The organism is Microbacterium californiense (genome assembly GCF_047246625.1).
GTDB lineage: Bacteria > Actinomycetota > Actinomycetes > Actinomycetales > Microbacteriaceae > Microbacterium.
Genome location: NZ_JBFOKQ010000001.1, coordinates 334,738 through 351,885 on the forward strand (window position 1 = coordinate 334,738; position 17,148 = coordinate 351,885).

A 17,148-nucleotide genomic window follows, 5' to 3' on the forward strand; every position below is an offset into this window, starting at 1 on the left:
AACAGCACGGCGTAGCGTTGCATAGAGCAACAGGAGGTGGTCATGGCGAACGCACGGCAGGACGACGGCGCGGCGATCCTCCGCGCGCTGGTCGCCATCTCGCGACGGGGGCTCGCAGACGCCCGATCCGACGAGACTCCCCTCTCGGTGACCGAGCAGTCGATCGTCATGGCCATCGCCGAGCAGCCCGGCATCCGCTCCATCGACATCGCGCGCATGTTCCGCCTGAACCGCTCCACCGTCTCCCGCCAACTCGGCGCGCTCATCGACCTGGGCATCGTCCGCGAGGCGTCCTCGGATGCCGGGCGCGGACGCCCCCTGGAGCTGACGCCCGAGGGAGACGCCGCCTACCGGGGCACGCTCGACACCCTGCAGCGGATCATCGACACGCACCTCGCGTCCTGGACGGACGCGGAGGTCGCCCGCTTCGCCCACGATCTCCGGCGGTTCGACCGAGCCGCCGAAGACCGTGACGGCGCACCCAGACCCTGACCCACGAGGTCAGCAGAGAGGAAGAGAAATGAAGAACATCACCGTCCTCGGAACCGGCGTCCTCGGATCGCAGATCGCGTTCCAGACCGCCTTCCACGGCTTCGACGTCGTCGCGTACGACATCGACCAGGCAGCGCTCGATCGCGCGTCGGACCGCTTCGCCGGGCTCGCGCAGCGCTACGAGGCGGATGCGGTCGCCGGAGGCGCCGAAGGCGGCCCCCGCGCAGCGATCTCGCGCATCCGGCTCACGCACGACCTGGCCGACGCCGTCGCGTCGGCGGACCTCGTCATCGAGGCCGTGCCGGAGAACCTCGAGCTGAAGCAGGACATCTACCGACGGATCGGCGAGGCCGCCCCGTCGAGCACGGTCTTCGCCACGAACTCGTCGACGCTGCTGCCCAGCGCTCTCGCGGAGTCGACCGCCCGGCCGGATCGCTTCCTGGCGCTCCACTTCGCCAACGAGATCTGGGCGCACAACACCGCCGAGGTGATGGGCACGCCCGCCACCGACGAGACGGTGTACGCACGCGTCGTCGAGTTCGCCCGGCAGATCGGGATGGTGCCGATCGAAATCAAGAAGGAGAAGGCCGGGTACCTCCTCAACTCGCTGCTGGTGCCGTTCCTGCAGGCCGCAGGCGAACTGCTGGTCGACGGGATCGCGGAGCCCGAGGCGATCGACGCCACCTGGCGCATCGGCACCAGCGCCCCGAAAGGCCCGTTCGAGATCTACGACATCGTGGGTCTGACCACCGCCTACAACATCTCGCGCATGGGCGACGAGAAGCAGCAGGCGTTCGCCGACCTGCTCAAGGAGCGCTACATCGACCAGGGCAAGCTCGGCGTCGCCACCGGCGAGGGGTTCTACACCTACCCCCGCCAGGCCTGATCCGACCACGACCGATCGCCCGAGAGGCGGCCGCACCGCAACGGCGGGCGGCCGCCTCCCGCGTAAGCGGGGTCAGCGTCGGCCGGTCGTGCCCTCGCGGGCGAGCAGGCGGCGGATGGCCGTCTCGGGCGCCACGCCGAGGTCCATCGTCTTCCCTCGTGCGTACAGCTGGAACACCCGCGGATCGATGTAGCTCCCCCGTGCCACCGCCAGCGTGTTGCCCAGCGCCGAGGCCGCGGCCTGGACGGCCAGACGCTCCGCGCGGTCTCGCTCCTTGCGCGAGTCGAGCGGCCCGATCCGGGCCAACGCGTCGGCGGCCATGATCGTCCCGTGCAGGGTGCGGAAGTCCTTGGCGGTGAACGCGTCGCCGGTCACCTCCCGCAGGTAGTTGTTCACCTCGGCAGGGGTGATGCGCACGCGACGACGTCCGCGGCGGTACGCGAGGAGCGGCGCGCGCCCGGGCCCCGCGGCCAGGTCTTCGAGCACGGCGGCGAGCACGTCGTCCGTGATCTCGATCGACGCCGTCTGGCCGCTCTTCGAGGGGAACGTCATCGACACCGAGCTGCCGTCGACCGTGACGTCGTGCCGGCGCAGCGTGGTGAGACCGCGACTGCCGTGCCGCACCAGATACCGCTCGGAGCCGATGCGGAGCGCCCCGTCGTCGAGCATCCGGAACGCGGTGGCCAGTACCTTGTCGCGCGACAGCGTCTCGTCCTGGAGCGCCCGCGTGACCTTCGCGCGGGCGCGGGGCAGCGCCGCGGCGAGGGCGAGAGCGCGCGTGAACTTGCGGCGATCGCGGCGCACGCGCCACAGCGGATGGTAGAGGTACTGCTTGCGGCCGGCCATGTCGATGCCCACGGCCTGGATGTGAGCCAGCGGATCGGCGGCGATCCAGACGTCGGTCCACGCCGGCGGGATGACGAGGTCCTGGATGCGCTCGCGGTCGCCCTCTCCGACCGGCTGGCCGTCCTGATCCACGTAGCGGAAGCCCGAACCCGACCGCTTCCGCGTGAATCCGAGATCCTTCCCGGGGATCACCCGTACCAGCGCTGCCATGCGTCACTCCTCCCGACGTCCGCACGCACGGATCGTCCACCTCACTCTCTCGCGCGCGCCGGAGCGGGTGAAGGGGCTGGCGAGCGGTGACGACCCTCTGGTAGCGGGCACGCCGCCCCCGACGTCAGCGGGATACTTCGGTCGGCAATCCGTTCGCGACCGGCGGCAGCACGCGCTCTAGGGTGATGGCGAGGATCCCGACCCCGAGGGCGCCCGCGACCATGACGGCGATGAAGACGGCATCCCAGCCCTCCCCCAGCAGTACCCCTGCGACGACGGGTCCCGCGATGGCCCCGCCCTGGAACGCCGCGGAGTTGATCGCGTTGTACCGCCCGCGCGTACGGTCGGTGGCCAGATCGTTGAAGATCGCCGGGACGGTCGGCTGCAGCATGGTCTCTCCGAAGGCGAACACCCCCATGAAGGCGAGCACCCCGATCGCCGCTGCGAGCGTCTCGGGCAGCAGCCCGGCCGCGCCGAGGATGATCCACGCGACGGCCCAGGTGAGCGCCATGACCTGCATCACCCGCGTACGGCGACGCCCCGTGATGAGTCGGAGCACGGCGAACTGCAGCAGCACGATGACCGCCGTGTTCACGGCGAAGGCGAACCCCACGACCTGCGTGGAGACCTCGGCGACCTGCCGTGCGAACGCGGGGAAGCCGGCCTCCATCTGGCCGTAGCCGATGAACATCGCCAGGAAGGTGAGCAGAGCCATCCACAACACCGCGGGGCGACGCAGGATCGAACCGTATCCCCCGGCTTCCGTCTCCTCGTCGGCCTCCGCGTGCGTGCGGATGCGCCGCAGCGGCCCGAGCAGCAGGCCGAGCGGGATCAGGCAGCTCGCCGCGTCGACGAGGAAGATCGCGGTGAACGTCGAGGGATCGTCGACGTTCACGAAGAAGCCCCCGAGGATTCCCCCGACGCCGATGCCCAGGTTCACCAGGGCGAAGTTCACCCCGAAGTACTGCTGGCGCAGGTCGCCCTCGACCACGCTCGCGATCAGTGCGTTGAACCCGGGCCAGGAGACCCCGAAGTTCACGCCGATGAGCACCACCGCGAGGGCGGCGACCGCGGGATGCGTCGCGAAGGCGAGGAGCGTGCAGCCGGCGATCATCGCCGCCAGCCCGACCAGGAGCACCCGCCGCGCGCCGAAGCGGTCGATGAGCGTGCCGCCGGGACCGGTGACGATCAGACCCGTGATCGCGATGAGGCTCATGAGCGCCCCGGAGACGCCGAGATCGAACCCGCGCACCTCGTGGAAGTAGATGATCGTGAAGGGCAGCGTCATGCCGCGCCCGAGGGTCTGGATCGCGACGGTCGACAGCAGCCAGCGCCCCTCGGTCGGAAGAGCGCTCCAGAACGACGTCATGCTGGTCACGAGAGCATCCTTGCGCGGGGGTCGGACATCGAGCGGCGCGTCATCGGCGATGACGTCACGGGAAGCGAGAAGCCCGGCTCTCCGCATCTCGCGGATCTCCGGGCTTCTGTGAAGTGCTGGGGTACCTGGACTCGAACCAAGAACAACTGAACCAGAATCAGCCGTGTTGCCAATTACACCATACCCCAAGGGCGAAACCAGGGCCTCGCACCGAGAGTCAAGCCTACCCGACGCGTCCCCGGGTTCCAAATGGAGCCCGTCGCCCGCGCGTGGCGGGCGGGGTCAGCCCGCCAGGGTCTCGGCGAGCAGACGGAGGCGTCGCAGCGTCTCGTCCTTGCCGATCAGCTCCATCGACTCGAACAGCGGCGGCGACACCCGTCGGCCCGTGATCGCGACGCGCGGCGGACCGTAGGCGACGCGAGGCTTGAGCTCGAGGTTCTCGACGAGCGCCGAGGCGAGAGCATCCTGGATCTTCTCGGGCACGAACTCGGCGACCGGCTCCAATGCGGCGACGCACGCCCCGAGGACCTCGGCGGCGTTCGCCGGGAGCCCCTTGAGGGCGTCGGCCTCGTACGAGACCTGATCGGAGAACAGGAAGCCGAGCATGCCGGGCACCTCGCCGAGCAGCTGCACGCGCTCCTGAACCAGCGGCGCCGCGCGGAACGCGAGGACGAGCTGCTCGTGCGTCGGCTCGTCGAACAGGCCGGCAGCGGCGAGATACGGGATCGTACGCTCGGCGAAGTCCTTCACGTCGAGCCTGCGGATGTGGTCGCCGTTGATCGACTCGGCCTTCTTCTGGTCGAAGCGGGCCGGGTTCGGGTTGACGTTCTCGATGTCGAACGCCGCGATGAACTCCTCGAGCGAGAAGATGTCGCGGTCGGGGCCGATCGACCAGCCGAGCAGCGCGAGGTAGTTCAGCAGACCCTCGTGGATGAAGCCCCGCTCGCGGTGCAGGAAGAGATCGGCCTGCGGATCGCGCTTGGAGAGCTTCTTGGTGCCCGTCTCGCCCAGCACCAGGGGCATGTGCGCGAAGCGCGGCACGAAGGTCGTGACGTCTGCGTCGATGAGCGCCGCGTAGAGGGCCAGCTGACGGGCCGTCGAGGGCATGAGGTCTTCGCCCCGCAGCACGTGGGTGATCCCCATGAGCGCGTCGTCGACCGGGTTGACGAACGTGTACAGCGGGATGCCGTTGGGCCGCACCACGACGAAGTCCGGGAACGAACCAGCGGGGAAGGTGACCTCGCCGCGGATGAGGTCGACGTACGTGAGATCTTCGTCCGGCACCCGGAGCCGGAGGGCGGGCTGGCGTCCCTCCGCGCGGAAGGCGGCCTTCTGCTCCTCGGTGAGGTCGCGGTCGAAGTTGTCGTAGCCGAGCTGCTTCGCCCGACCGTTGGCCTCGTTGCGGGCGTCGATCTCCTCGGCCGTGGAGTAGCTCTCGTAGAGGGCGCCGGACGCGAGGAGCTTCTCGATCACGCCGCGGTAGATGTCATGACGCTCGGACTGCCGGTAGGGCGCGTGCGGACCGCCCACCTCGACCCCCTCGTCCCAGTCGATCTTCAACCAGGTGAGCGCATCGACGAGCTGACGGAAGCTTTCCTCGCTGTCGCGGGCCGCATCGGTGTCTTCGATGCGGAACACCAGCTTGCCGCCGTTGTGGCGGGCGTACGCCCAGTTGTAGAGCGCGGTGCGCACCATGCCGACGTGCGGCAGGCCGGTCGGCGAGGGGCAGAAGCGGACGCGGACGTCGGCACCGCTGGCGGTCGTGGTCAGGGGGTGAGGAGTAGCCATAGCCCTTCGATTCTAGGGCGCGTGACCCACCGCGACTGCCGCCGTGTGCGGCAGCGACAGCACGCCGTCGCGCCCGTGAGCGGCACACGTCTCGTCGAAGCCCCGGCGGAACCGCTCACGGCCGGCGCCATCCAGGCTGCGATAGAAGAGGCCCGCCGAGGCGACACCGCCTTCCGCTGAGCTCCACAGCGTCGCCGGATCGGCGTCCCACGTCCACGCATGCTCGACCGTGGAGACCTCGCGCCAACCGGCATCCGCCAGCATCGCCGAGAAGCCCCCGATGGTGCGGTCGAAGTCCTTTTCCGGCGGCAGACGCGTCCCCGCCGCCGGCGTCTGACCGGCCCGCTCGCACACCTCGTGCCAGAACCATGACGGCGACGAGGTCCACACGGTGGCGGCGAGGAGGCCTTCTCGCACGGTCACACGCCCCATCTCCCAGGCGGATGCTCGAGGGTCGTCGACGTGGTTGAGCACGAAGTTCGCCGTCACCGCATCGAAGGAGGCGTCCTCGAACGGGAGGTCGGGCAGCGCTGCCGAGACGATCGATCGTCCCGGACGGTCACGCTCCGCGACCGCGCGCATCGTCGGTTCGGGCTCGCAGCCGGTCGCGACCCAGCCCCATCGCGCCGCACGCGCGACCAGCTCCCCCGTCCCCGCTCCCGCATCGAGAAGTGAGCGCCCATGAGCCGGCCCAAGCGCCTCGAGCAGGGTGTCGAACGTGCCCGCGCACAGCGATGCGTAGGAGGTTGCGTATGCCTCCCCCACCCCGGCCCAGGACTTCACGAGCGCCGGCTCCGTGCGAGGGGAGAGAGCACGACGATCGCGAGCACGAGGGCGGATGCCGCTATCCCGAGTCCCGCGTATTGGAAGTTCGACAGCACCACCCCGGCGAGCACGGCGCCGACGGCGGCCGAGAGGCTCATGATCGAGTCGCTGCGCCCCTGACGGCGAGTCCGGATCTCCGGGGCGCTGGACTCGGTCAACAGCGCCGCCCCGGCGACCGTGGCGGCGCTCCATCCGAGCCCGAGCAGGATCAGCGCGACCATCACGCCCCACGCCTGGTCGTTCGTGAAGATCGCGAAGACGAGGGATCCGGCCAGCAGCAGCTGTCCGAGCAGCACCACGCGCAGGCGCCCGATCCGGTCGGCGAGGATGCCGAACACCGGCGAGAGCGCGTACATGCCGGCGACGTGCAGGGCGATCGTGATGCCGACGAGCTGCGAGACATCGGCGGCCGCGGCCGCCATGTCGTGTCCGGGATGCATGCTGTGCGCCATGTGCGAGAGGTGTACGGGAGTCATCGCCATGACGGACGCCATCACGACGTGAGACCCGGCGATCGCGAACATCGCATAGCGGGCCACGACGGGCCTGTCCGGGGTGAGCGCCCCCGCGGTCGCGGCCGCCGTCGTCGACAGCCGCTGCGCCGCCAGCAACGGGTCCGGGCGCAGCGCCACAAGATAGAGCACGAGGGCGGCGGACTGCGCGACGAAGGAGAAGACGTACGACCCGGTCTGCGGCGGCATCCCGATTGCGGCCCCGACGACCTCACCGGGGCCGAGCAGCAACGGTCCCGCCACTCCCCCGATGGTCGTCGCCCAGACGACGACCGACAGGTCACGGCCGCGATGCGCGGGAGCGGCGAGATCGGTCGCCGCGAACCGCGACTGCAGGTTGCCGGCGTTGCCCGCGCCGATCATCAGGATCCCGACGAGCAGGAGCGGGAAGATGCGCAGCGCGGCGGCGAGGATCACCACGGCGATCCCGACGAGCGCGAACAGGTTGCCGAGGGTCAGCGCGCGGCGGCGTCCGACGCGGGCGGCCAGACGGGCGAGCGGGATCGCGCACAGCGCCGCGCCGAGGGTCACGGATGCCGTCGCCAACCCCGAGAGCGCGTCGTCGCCGGAGATATCGGCCGCGAGCAGCGCCCCGAGCGACACCGTGGCGCCGAAGGCGATGCCCCCGAGCACCTGCCCGAGCGACAGCACCAGCACCGTGCGGCGTTGCACCGCCGCCTGCTGCTCCAGCGTCAGCACCGGAGCGGTCATGGCGCGGTAACTGCGTCGCGCACGGCGCTGCGGAGGATGCCCAGGCCGGTGATCTCGACCTCGACCGTGTCACCCGCCCTGAATGCGCCGACGCCGGCCGGCGTGCCGGTGAGGATCACGTCGCCCGGCAGGAGGGTGAACACGGCCGAGGCGTACGCGATGATGTCGGCCACCGAGTGGATCATGTCGGTGAGGGGCGCCTTCTGCCGGATCTCGCCGTTGACCCGCGTCTCGATCGTCGCCGTGACAGGGTCGAAGTCGGTGCTGATCGTCGGGCCGAGCGGGCAGAACGTGTCGAAGCCCTTGGCGCGCGTCCACTGGCCGTCCTTGCGCTGCAGGTCGCGCGCGGTGACGTCGTTCGCGATCGTGTAGCCGAGCACGTGGTCGAGGGCGTCCTCGGCCGTGACGTTCTTCGCGACCTTTCCGATCACGACGGCGAGCTCGCCCTCGTACTCTGTCTGCTGCGAGGCCGCCGGACGCACGATGGCGTCACCGGGGCCGATGACCGAGGTGTTCGGCTTCAGGAACAGCAGGGGTTCCTGCGGGGCCTCTCCCCCCATCTCGGCCGCGTGGTCGTGATAGTTCTTGCCGACGCAGACGATCTTCGAGCGCGGGATCACCGGAGCCAGGAGCACGGCATCCGCGATCGGCACGCGGTCGCCCGTGGGCTCGTACCCGGCGAACAGCGGGTCGCCGGTGAGCACGACGAGATCGGGCCCGTCGACGATTCCGAAGAGGATGGCGTCATCATGGCTGAAACGGGCGATCTTCATGCTCTCAGCCTAGCGAGCGCCCGGAACGCCGAGACCCCGCCTCGCGCGGGCGGCGGGGCGGGGTCTCGGGAACGACGTCGAACGCGTCAGGCGTCGAGGCGCAGCAACCAGCCGTGACGGTCCTCGCGGCGGCCGTACTGGATGTCGGTGAGCTCCTCGCGCAGCGACAGGGCGAGCTCGCCGATCGGCTGCGGCTCCTCGAACCCCTCGCCGACGAGCGCGCCGATCGGGGTGACGACCGCGGCGGTGCCGCAGGCGAAGACCTCGGAGATCGCGCCGGACGCGACGCCCTCACGCCACTCGTCGATCGAGACGGCGCGCTTCTCCACGGTGAACCCGCGGTCCTCGGCCAGCTGCAGGAGCGAGTCCCGGGTGATCCCGTCGAGGATGCTGTCGGACTCGGGCGTCACGATGCGTCCGTCGGCGAAGACGAACACGATGTTCATGCCGCCGAGCTCCTCGACGTCGTTCTTCTCGTTGAGGAAGACGACCTGGTCGCAGCCCTTCGCGCTCGCGAGCGCCTGCGGCAGGAGGCTGGAGGCGTAGTTGCCGCCGGTCTTCGCCTTGCCCGTGCCGCCGCGACCTGCGCGGGAGTGCTCTTCGGACAGCCAGATCCGCACCGGCTTCACGCCGCCCGTGAAGTACGCTCCGGCCGGGCTGGCGATGACGTAGTAGGCCACCTTCTGGGCCGCGCGGACGCCGAGGAAGGCCTCCTTCGCGAACATGAACGGGCGCAGGTAGAGGCTCTGGTCGGCGCCGGAGGGCACCCACCGGCCGTCGACGGCGATCAGCTGCCGCAGCGACTCGATGAAGTACTCGGTCGGCAGCTCGGGCAGAGCGAGGCGACGCGCGCTCATCTGGAGGCGCGCGGCGTTGCGGTCGGGGCGGAACGTGTGGATCGATCCGTCGGCGTGCCGGTACGCCTTGATGCCCTCGAAGATCTCCTGACCGTAGTGCAGCACGGAGGCCGCGGGGTCGAGCGGGATCGGACCATAGGGCTGAACGCGGGGCCGGTGCCATCCGCCCTTCGCGGACCAGCAGATGTCGACCATGTGGTCGGTGAACACGACGCCGAAGCCCGGGTTCTCGTGCACTTCGGCGACTCGGGCGGGCGAGGCCGCGTTGAGGTTCTTGGTCACAGCGAAATCGAGCGGCGCCACGGGTGCCTGTGCGTCGATGGTCGTCATGGTGTTGTTCCGTTCTGAGGGGTGGGCGCGTCGTCGCGCGGTTTCAGCCTACGCCTGTCGATCAGAGGCGTGCGGCGATCGCGGAGCCGATCTCGGACGTGGTGCGCGCGCCGTCACGGCTCGCGATGTCGGCCTCGACCGCCGCGCTGACGCGTGCGGACTCGGACGTGAGCCCGAGATGGTCGAGCAGCAGCGCGATGGAGAGGATCGCGGCGGTCGGGTCGGCCTTCTGCTGCCCCGCGATGTCGGGCGCCGAACCGTGCACCGGCTCGAACATCGACGGGAAGGCACCGCTCGGGTTGATGTTCCCGGAGGCGGCGAGTCCGATGCCGCCGGTGACGGCGCCGGCGAGGTCGGTGAGGATGTCGCCGAAGAGGTTGTCGGTGACGATGACGTCGAACCGCGACGGGTCCGTCACGAGGAAGATGGTGGCCGCATCGACGTGCAGGTAGTCGACGGAGACGTCCGGGTGCTCGGCCGCCACCTCGTTCACGATGCGCTGCCAGATCGCGCCCGCGTGCACCAGCACGTTGGTCTTGTGCACGAGGGTGAGCTTCCGGCGCCGGCGCTCCGCGAGCTCGAACGCGTAGCGGACGACCCGCTCCACCCCGAACGCCGTGTTGACGGACGTCTCGTTGGCCACTTCCTGAGGGGTACCGGCACGGATCGCGCCGCCGTTTCCGACGTACGGCCCCTCGGTGCCCTCACGCACCACCACGAAGTCGATCTCGCCGGGGTTCGCAAGCGGTCCCGTGGCGCCGGTGAACAGCTTGGACGGGCGGAGGTTGACATAGTGGTCGAGGGTGAAGCGGAGCTTCAGGAGCAGCCCGCGCTCGATGTTCGCGTTCTGCAGGCGGGGGTCGCCCGGCACTCCGCCGACCGCCCCGAGCAGGATCGCGTCGTGCGCGGCGATCGCGGAGAGGTCGTCGTCGGTGAGCGTGTCGCCGGTCTCGAGGTAGCGCCCGGCCCCGAGGGAGAAGCGGGTCCGGTCGAAGCGGACGTCGGAGGAGGACGTCACCGCGTCGAGGACCTTCTCGGCCTCGGCGATGACCTCGGGACCGATGCCGTCACCGGGGATGACGGCCAGCTTCACGACACGCGACATGGCACTCCTTGCTCGGGGAACCGAACCGCGGGGTCGGTGTCGACGGCTCGGTTCCCCCAGCGTACTGGTCAGTGCGGGGCGCGCGTGCGCAGTGTGACGGCGGCGATCACACCGGCGAGGAGCACCAGTCCCGCGCCGATCAGCGAGGTGATGAAGACGCCCGAGCCGAAGGCGTCGGCCGCGGCCTGCCACAGCGCCTCCCCGAGATCGGGCGCGAGATCGTGCGACGCCGTGTAGGCACCGGCAAGCGTCTCCCGCGCCGCGTCCGCCGTGTCGGCGGGCAGACCGCCGGGCAGCACGATGGCCGAGCGGTAGAATGCGGTGATGATGCCGCCGAGGATCGCCGTGCCGAGGACCGCGCCGAGTTCGTACGCGGTCTCGGAGACCGCGCTCGCGGCGCCGGCCTTCTCGGCGGGCGCGCTGGAGAGGATGAGCTCGTTCGAGATGGTCTCCGCGGCGCCGATCCCGATCCCGAGCACCACGAAGGCGATGATCAGGGGCGCGACCCCGTGCTCGTGCGTCGTGAAGGCGACGATCAGGTATCCGGCGACCGAGAACGCCAGGCCGATCGGCACCAGGAGATGCGGAGCCACGCGACGCGACACCGGCACGACCGCCAGTCCCGCGACGATCATCATCGCCATACCGGGTACGAGCGCCAGGCCGGCGACCATAGGCGACAGTCCGAGCACGAGCTGCAGGTGCTGGGAGACGAAGTAGAGGAAGCCGACGAGCGCGACGACGCTCAGCAGGTTCACGAGGATCGCGCCGGAGAACGTCCCGCGCCGGAACAGCGCCATGTCGAGCATCGGGATCTCCGCACGGAGCTGGCGGCGCACGAACAGCACGCCCATCAGGATGCCGAGGAGGGCCCAGGCCCCCGCGACGACGGTCGGGCCGTCGACCGCGAACGACTTGATCGCGTACACGACCGGGATCATGGCGGCCATGGACAGCAGGATGCTGATCGGATCGATCCGACCGGGGTTCGGATCGCGGCTCTCGGGGACCAGGAGCGGCGCGGCGATCAGCAGCGGGATGAGCACCGGGACGGCGATCAGGAAGACGGAGCCCCAGCTGAAATGCTCCAGCAGGAACCCGCCGACGATCGGACCGAGCGCGGAGCCGGCCGAGAACGCCGATGCCCACACGGCGATCGCCATGCGCCGCTGATCGCGGTTGAGGAAGATCGATCGCAGCAGGGAGAGCGTCGACGGCATGAGCATGGCGCCGAAGAAGCCGAGCAGGGCACGGGCGGCGATGAGCAGACCCGCGGTCGGGGCGAAGGCCGCGAGCACCGAGACCGCGGCGAAGCCGCTCGCGCCGATCAGCAGCATCCGCCGCCGTCCGAAGCGGTCCCCCAGCGTTCCCATCGTGACCAGGAGGCCGGCGAGGACGAGCGGGTAGACGTCGATGATCCACAGCTGCTCCGCCCCCGAGGGCGCGAGCGCGAGCGAGATCTCCGGCAGAGCGAAGCTCAGCACGGTGTTGTCGACCGACACCAGCAGCACCGGGAGCATGAGGACGACGAGCGCCGCCCATCCCCGGGCTCCCACGCGGGGAGCATCCGTTCCTGCCGTCGGGATCGTCGCCGTCCGGGTCATCGCCCACCTCTCGCTTTCCGGGACCGTGTTACTAAACCGTCCGGATGGTATAGTAACAGAACCATCGTCCCGATCGAACAGAGGACCCGATGCCCCGACCTCCCCTGGCGCGCGAACGCGTGCTCGACGCCTTCGAGGAACTGATCCTGACCGACGGAGAACGGGCGGCCACGCTCGACGCGACCGCGAGGGCCGCGGGCGTCTCGAAAGGCGGTCTGCTCTACCACTTCGGATCGAAGGACGAACTGGTGGCCGGGCTCCTCGGACGGCTCGAGGCGCTCACGACGGCCGATCTCGAGCGGATGACCGCCGACGGCGACGGGCCGGTCGCCTACTACATCCGCACCTCGGTGATGGAGGACGAGGCCCTCGACCGCGCGCTCATCGCCGCCACCCGACTCGCGCAGGGCGGGTCGACGGCCGCATCCGACGCCCTGCGGGACGGCCGGCGTCGCTGGGAGGACGCCGTCCGCCCCCATGTCCGTGATCAGGCGAGCCTGCAGCTCGTGATGCTCCTGAGCGACGGACTGTACTTCAACAACTCGCTCGACGTGAACGGCTCCGAGCACCTGGTGCCCGCGCGCGCGGAGCTCGCCGAGCTGATCGCGCTCGTGCGCCGGGCCACCGCGCCGTGAGACGACGCAGGGCGAGACGCTCGCGCGCCTCGCCCTGCGTGAAGCCCCGGGTCAGATCTCGGTGATCTGGATCTGACGGAACAGATCGGCGTCGATCGCGTCGCGGACGTCGTCGAGCAGATCGTCGGAGACCGGCGAGTCCAGCGTGAGGATGCTGAGCGCCTGCGCACCCGCGGCCTCCCGGGCGATCTGCATGCCCGCGATGTTGATGCCCGCCTCGCCGAACTTCTGGCCGTACACGGCCACGATGCCCGGGCGGTCGGTGTAGAGCATCACGACGTGGTGCTTCTCGATGGGCAGCTCGAGGGCGTAGTCGTTGATGCCGACCAGCTTCTCGGCCTGCTTGGGCCCGGTGAGCGTGCCCGAGACCGAGAGCTGCGAGCCGTCGGACAGGGCGCCGCTCAGCGTGATGACGTTGCGGTACTCGTCGCTCACGTCGTCCTGGAGCAGCCGCACCGCGATGCCGCGCTGCTCGGCGAGCAGCGGAGCGTTCACGTACGACACGGTCTCGCTGACGATGTTGGTGAAGACGCCCTTCAAAGCGGCCAGCTTGAGGACGCTGACGTCGTAGTCGTTGAGCTCGCCGTGGACCTCGACGTCGAGGCTCGTGAGCGGCGCGGTCGCGAGAGCGGCGAGGATCTGGCCGAGCTTCTCGACGAGCGAGATGCCCGGGCGGACGTACGGGTCGATGACTCCGCCGGCGACGTTGACCGCGTCCGGCACGAGGTCTCCCCCGAGCGCGAGACGGACGGAGCGGGCGACCGAGACGCCGGCCTTCTCCTGCGCCTCTTCGGTGCTCGCGCCGAGGTGCGGCGTCACTACCACGTTCGGGAGGTCGAGCAGCGCGCGCGCCGTGCCACCCTCGGCGGGCGGCTCGGAGGTGAAGACGTCGAGGCCCGCTCCCGCGATCTCCCCGGCGATCAGAGCCTCGCGCAGCGCCTCCTCGTCGATCAGACCACCGCGCGCGACGTTCACCACGAACGCGGTGGGCTTCATGGCCTTGAACTGCTCGGCGCCGATCATGCCCGTGGTCTCGGGCGTCTTCGGCATGTGGATGGTCAGGAAGTCGGCTTCCGCGACGAGCTCGTCGAGGGAGAGCAGCTGCACGCCGAGCTGCTGCGCGCGGGCGGAGGTGACGTAAGGGTCGTAGGCGACGACGCGCATGTCGAACGCGGCGAGACGGGCGGCGACCAGTGCGCCGATGCGCCCCAGGCCCACGATGCCGACGGTCTTCTCGAACAGCTCGGCGCCCGTGAAGGAGCTGCGCTTCCACTGACCGGCCGAGAGGGAGGCGTGCGCAGCCGGGATGCGACGGGCCAGGCTCAGGATGTGGCCGACCGTGAGCTCCGCCGCGGACACGATGTTCGACGTCGGGGCGTTCACCACCATCACACCCGCGGCGGTCGCGGCCTTGATGTCGACGTTGTCGAGACCGACGCCCGCGCGGGCGACGACCTTGAGCTTCGGCGCGTGCGCGAGCGCCTCCTCGTCGATCTGCGTGGCCGAGCGGATCAGCACCGCATCGGCGTCGGCGAGCGACGCGAACAGGGCCTCGCGGTCCGTGCCGTCGACGTCGCGGACGTCGAAGTCCGGACCCAGGGCCTCGATCGTAGCGGGAGACAGAACTTCGGCGATGAGCACGACGGGCTTCGGCACAGTGGATCCTTCGGGGCAGCGCGACAGGCGGGAGGGGCCGATGCGCCGCACACCGTGGGGGCGCGATCCCCTCCACTGTACCCGAGCGTCTCCGGCGCTCCCGCCGTGTGACGGCTCGATCCGTCAGGCGCTGGGCAGAGTGAGGCTGAGGGCGAGCAGGCTCAGCCAGAAGACGGCCACGACGCCCAGGCCCGCGAGGAACGACAGGGCGAGCTCGCCGACCCGCCGCCGCCGCCCGATCGCGAAGGCGAAGCCGAAGACGAGAGCGGGGAACACCACGCCGAAGGAGAGGGCCGCCCACCCCGTTCCGTTCAGCCCGGTCTGGGCCATCGAGATCAGGTGCGCGACCGCGTTCCACACGGCGTACGCGTAGAAGAGCCCGGCGAGGCCGACCACCAGGGCGGAGACCCACCGGGGCGACCGGCGTGCCGACGTGGATGCCTCCGCGGCGCTCACGAGCCCACCACCCCCACGGTCACGAACGGCCAGGGAACCAGCAGCACGACCCCCGCGAGGAGCACGGCGACGCGGATCCACGACGCCCTTCCCCGGGTGAGCACCCAGCCCGCGAGGAACCAGAGGGCGGGAGCGGCGACGGCGAGCGCGAACCACGGCACGAACATCGCGTCGGCGACGAGGAACGAGGCGAGCGGCTGCAGACGGAGTCCGCCCACGATCCAGCCGATCGAGTAGAGCAGGTACACGCCGCCGATCACGCCCGTGATCAACAGCATCGCCGTGCTGAGCGGCGTCCGCGCGGCGTCGGCTTCGGCATCCGATCCCACGATGCCCGACGGCGTGCGCGGAGCGTCGCCGACGCGGGCCCGCCGCGGGTCCTCCTCGCGGCGCCGCGGACCGAGGTCGCGCGGCGAGGCATGCTCGTCACCCTCCCAGCTCAGGGCGTCGTCGGGGTCCGGGGTCATGCCTCCAGCGTAGGTCACGCGGTCCACTAGGCTCTGCCGTGAACTCGACGGAAGGATCCGCCCGTGGCCCAGCAGAAGAAGGTGGCGCAGCCGAGGAAGAAGGTCGTCCGCGTCGAGCCGGCGCGCGGCGGGGAGGCCGCGGACCCGCCCCTCGACTGGCGGCCCACGGCGGAGGCGAAGGCCGAGGCGACCCGCCACCGCTGGACGGCCGTCGGCCTGTGGGTCCTCGCGATCGCCGGCGAGGCGTTCGCGATCTTCTGGCTGCTCCGCCAGAGTCCGTTCACGACGATCCACCTGGTCGGCCGGATCGCCGCGATCCTCGTCATCGGCGTCCTCGCCAGCATCGGCTCGGTGCTGTGGAAGAAGGCGAACCGGCTCGATCCCGCGCGTCGGAGCGACACCCTGCGCTTCTTCGTGCAGAACCAGTTGGGGGCGATCATCGCGGTCATCGCGTTCCTCCCCCGGATCGTGCTGATCTTCACCAGCCGCTATATGACCGGCGGCCAGAAGGCCGTCGCCGGGGTCGTCGGCATCGTGGTCGCCGCACTCGCCGTCTTCGCGTTCGGGGCAGACTACTCCCCGCCGTCGACGGAGCAGTACGCCGCGGAGTCGAACATCGTGGAGGAGCTGACCGGCGCCGACGAGGTGTTCTGGACGAAGTCCGGGTCGGTCTTCCACGTCTGCGCCGCCGTGCCCGACGTGAACAGGGAGTCGGCCGACGGGCAGATCTACCAGGGCACGGTCGCGACCGCGCACGCAGAGGGCAAGGATCGGCTCACCAAGCGGTGGGAGTCGGAGGCCGTCGACTACTGCGACTACACCCAGGAGGAAGTGGATGCCGTGAAGGCCGCTCTCCCCGACGAGGTGGCCGAGCTCGAGGGTGAGACGTCCGCCGCTCCGGAGGAGACGTCGGGCGACTGATCAGCGGTCGTCGACGAGCGCCTCGACCAGACGCTCCTCCGCCGAGGAGAGGTGCGAGCCGAGCAGTCGTGCCGCCCGGTCGCCGTCCCCCTCGGCGACGGCCTCGAGGATCTCGGAGTGCTCCCGCGCGATGACGGAGGCGTCGAGCAGTCGGCGCCCCTGCACCTGCCCCATGCACAGGCGCACCTCGTCGAGCAGGCTGCGGTACATCCGCGCGGTCCGATCGCTCGCGAGCGCCTCGATGAGCGCGGTGTGGAAGCGGAGATCCGGGTCCACCGTCGCCGGGTCGGGGCCGGGTCCCAGTGCTCGGATCGCCGCGTTGGCGGCCACCGCTTCGCCCGGTGCGAGGCGTGCGGCGGCGAGCTCGCGCAGAGCGGCACCCTCGAGCCGGGCGCGGGTCCGGTAGACGTCACGCACGCTGGACGGCTCGATCGAGACGACGCGTGCGCTGCGATGGGCGCTGCGCACGAGGAGCCCCGCGGCGACCAGCTGCTCGATGGCCGCCTTGGCGCTCGGGCGGGCCACGCCGTAGGCGGCCGAGACGGAGGCCTCGGTCACCGCCGTGCCCGACCGCAGCTCCCCGCCGAGGATCCGCTCGCGCAGTCGCGCGGTCACCGCGTCGACGACGCCGACGACGCCGAGCGCCGCTTCCGTGGTGGTCATCCGAGCAGTGTACCGACGGGAGGTGTTCGAGTA

General features: G+C 70.4%; 17 protein-coding genes and 1 tRNA gene. 4 read left to right on the forward strand and 14 right to left on the reverse strand.

The features are described 5' to 3' along the window. The first annotated feature begins 42 nt into the window (after positions 1-42). Positions 43-492, forward strand: a complete 450-nt coding sequence (locus AB3M82_RS01665; protein ID WP_412955211.1) for a MarR family winged helix-turn-helix transcriptional regulator — start codon at positions 43-45, stop codon at positions 490-492. 28 nt (positions 493-520) lie between these two features. After that, a complete protein-coding gene (locus AB3M82_RS01670; RefSeq protein ID WP_412955213.1) occupies positions 521-1,378 on the forward strand; it encodes a 3-hydroxyacyl-CoA dehydrogenase in 858 nt (285 codons plus the stop codon). 72 nt (positions 1,379-1,450) lie between these two features. Here AB3M82_RS01670 and AB3M82_RS01675 read toward each other — a convergent pair whose 3' ends face one another. The 10 genes from AB3M82_RS01675 to AB3M82_RS01720 all read right to left on the reverse strand — a co-directional run bounded on the left by AB3M82_RS01675 (position 1,451) and on the right by AB3M82_RS01720 (position 12,317). Then, the gene (locus AB3M82_RS01675; protein ID WP_412955215.1) at positions 1,451-2,434 is read right to left on the reverse strand and encodes a DNA topoisomerase IB; all 984 of its coding nucleotides are present in this window, start codon (positions 2,432-2,434) and stop codon (positions 1,451-1,453) included. 124 nt (positions 2,435-2,558) lie between these two features. Continuing rightward, positions 2,559-3,803 carry an MFS transporter gene (locus AB3M82_RS01680; protein ID WP_412957984.1) on the reverse strand — a complete coding sequence of 415 codons (1,245 nt, stop codon included), beginning with the start codon at positions 3,801-3,803 and terminating at the stop codon, positions 2,559-2,561. Positions 3,804-3,928: 125 nt separating this feature from the next. After that, positions 3,929-4,000, reverse strand: a tRNA-Gln gene (locus tag AB3M82_RS01685). Positions 4,001-4,094: 94 nt separating this feature from the next. Continuing rightward, positions 4,095-5,600, reverse strand: coding sequence for a glutamate--tRNA ligase (gltX, locus tag AB3M82_RS01690; RefSeq protein ID WP_412955217.1), 1,506 nt, complete (start codon positions 5,598-5,600; stop codon positions 4,095-4,097). A gap of 12 nt (positions 5,601-5,612) precedes the next feature. Then, on the reverse strand, positions 5,613-6,383 hold the full coding sequence (locus AB3M82_RS01695) for a class I SAM-dependent methyltransferase (RefSeq protein WP_412955219.1): 771 nt from the start codon (positions 6,381-6,383) through the stop codon (positions 5,613-5,615). After that, positions 6,380-7,648, reverse strand: coding sequence for an MFS transporter (locus AB3M82_RS01700; protein ID WP_412955221.1), 1,269 nt, complete (start codon positions 7,646-7,648; stop codon positions 6,380-6,382). The genes AB3M82_RS01695 and AB3M82_RS01700 overlap by 4 nt, the downstream gene beginning before the upstream one ends. Next, on the reverse strand, positions 7,645-8,421 hold the full coding sequence (locus AB3M82_RS01705) for a fumarylacetoacetate hydrolase family protein (protein WP_412955223.1): 777 nt from the start codon (positions 8,419-8,421) through the stop codon (positions 7,645-7,647). Before AB3M82_RS01705 ends, AB3M82_RS01700 begins: the two co-directional genes overlap by 4 nt. Positions 8,422-8,507: 86 nt before the next feature. Further along, positions 8,508-9,608, reverse strand: coding sequence for a branched-chain amino acid aminotransferase (locus AB3M82_RS01710; protein WP_412955225.1), 1,101 nt, complete (start codon positions 9,606-9,608; stop codon positions 8,508-8,510). A 61-nt stretch (positions 9,609-9,669) separates the two neighbouring features. Further along, complete coding sequence (locus tag AB3M82_RS01715) at positions 9,670-10,713, reverse strand: 3-isopropylmalate dehydrogenase (protein ID WP_412955227.1); 1,044 nt, start codon at positions 10,711-10,713, stop codon at positions 9,670-9,672. A 68-nt stretch (positions 10,714-10,781) separates the two neighbouring features. Then, positions 10,782-12,317 (reverse strand): MFS transporter, encoded by a 1,536-nt coding sequence (locus tag AB3M82_RS01720; RefSeq protein WP_412955229.1) that lies wholly within the window; start codon positions 12,315-12,317, stop codon positions 10,782-10,784. An 89-nt stretch (positions 12,318-12,406) separates the two neighbouring features. Here AB3M82_RS01720 and AB3M82_RS01725 point away from each other — a divergent pair, with 89 nt between their 5' ends. Next, on the forward strand, positions 12,407-12,952 hold the full coding sequence (locus AB3M82_RS01725) for a TetR/AcrR family transcriptional regulator (RefSeq protein WP_412955231.1): 546 nt from the start codon (positions 12,407-12,409) through the stop codon (positions 12,950-12,952). Positions 12,953-13,003: 51 nt separating this feature from the next. Here AB3M82_RS01725 and serA read toward each other — a convergent pair whose 3' ends face one another. From serA to AB3M82_RS01740, 3 genes are all read right to left on the reverse strand, one after another. After that, complete coding sequence (serA, locus tag AB3M82_RS01730) at positions 13,004-14,608, reverse strand: phosphoglycerate dehydrogenase (RefSeq protein WP_412955233.1); 1,605 nt, start codon at positions 14,606-14,608, stop codon at positions 13,004-13,006. Positions 14,609-14,731: 123 nt separating this feature from the next. Then, positions 14,732-15,064 (reverse strand): hypothetical protein, encoded by a 333-nt coding sequence (locus AB3M82_RS01735; RefSeq protein ID WP_412955234.1) that lies wholly within the window; start codon positions 15,062-15,064, stop codon positions 14,732-14,734. Next, positions 15,061-15,531 carry a hypothetical protein gene (locus AB3M82_RS01740; protein ID WP_412955236.1) on the reverse strand — a complete coding sequence of 157 codons (471 nt, stop codon included), beginning with the start codon at positions 15,529-15,531 and terminating at the stop codon, positions 15,061-15,063. Before AB3M82_RS01740 ends, AB3M82_RS01735 begins: the two co-directional genes overlap by 4 nt. A 63-nt stretch (positions 15,532-15,594) precedes the next feature. On the opposite strand from AB3M82_RS01740, the gene AB3M82_RS01745 reads away from it, so the two are divergent. Then, a complete protein-coding gene (locus tag AB3M82_RS01745) occupies positions 15,595-16,452 on the forward strand; it encodes a hypothetical protein (protein ID WP_412955238.1) in 858 nt (285 codons plus the stop codon). Here the strand turns inward: AB3M82_RS01745 and AB3M82_RS01750 are convergent, their stop codons facing one another. Continuing rightward, entirely contained in the window at positions 16,453-17,115 is a 663-nt protein-coding gene (locus tag AB3M82_RS01750; protein ID WP_412955240.1) for a GntR family transcriptional regulator, read from the reverse strand. Between the last annotated feature and the right edge of the window lie 33 nt (positions 17,116-17,148).

Coding starts and splice junctions, on each gene's coding strand:
- AB3M82_RS01665 (WP_412955211.1), top strand. CDS start 43: ATGGCGAACGCACGGCAGGACGACGGCGCGGCGATCCTCCGCGCGCTG.
- AB3M82_RS01670 (WP_412955213.1), top strand. CDS start 521: ATGAAGAACATCACCGTCCTCGGAACCGGCGTCCTCGGATCGCAGATC.
- AB3M82_RS01675 (WP_412955215.1), bottom strand. CDS start 2,434: ATGGCAGCGCTGGTACGGGTGATCCCCGGGAAGGATCTCGGATTCACG.
- AB3M82_RS01680 (WP_412957984.1), bottom strand. CDS start 3,803: ATGACGTCGTTCTGGAGCGCTCTTCCGACCGAGGGGCGCTGGCTGCTG.
- gltX (WP_412955217.1), bottom strand. CDS start 5,600: ATGGCTACTCCTCACCCCCTGACCACGACCGCCAGCGGTGCCGACGTC.
- AB3M82_RS01700 (WP_412955221.1), bottom strand. CDS start 7,648: ATGACCGCTCCGGTGCTGACGCTGGAGCAGCAGGCGGCGGTGCAACGC.
- AB3M82_RS01705 (WP_412955223.1), bottom strand. CDS start 8,421: ATGAAGATCGCCCGTTTCAGCCATGATGACGCCATCCTCTTCGGAATC.
- AB3M82_RS01710 (WP_412955225.1), bottom strand. CDS start 9,608: ATGACGACCATCGACGCACAGGCACCCGTGGCGCCGCTCGATTTCGCT.
- AB3M82_RS01715 (WP_412955227.1), bottom strand. CDS start 10,713: ATGTCGCGTGTCGTGAAGCTGGCCGTCATCCCCGGTGACGGCATCGGT.
- AB3M82_RS01720 (WP_412955229.1), bottom strand. CDS start 12,317: ATGACCCGGACGGCGACGATCCCGACGGCAGGAACGGATGCTCCCCGC.
- AB3M82_RS01725 (WP_412955231.1), top strand. CDS start 12,407: ATGCCCCGACCTCCCCTGGCGCGCGAACGCGTGCTCGACGCCTTCGAG.
- AB3M82_RS01740 (WP_412955236.1), bottom strand. CDS start 15,531: ATGACCCCGGACCCCGACGACGCCCTGAGCTGGGAGGGTGACGAGCAT.
- AB3M82_RS01750 (WP_412955240.1), bottom strand. CDS start 17,115: ATGACCACCACGGAAGCGGCGCTCGGCGTCGTCGGCGTCGTCGACGCG.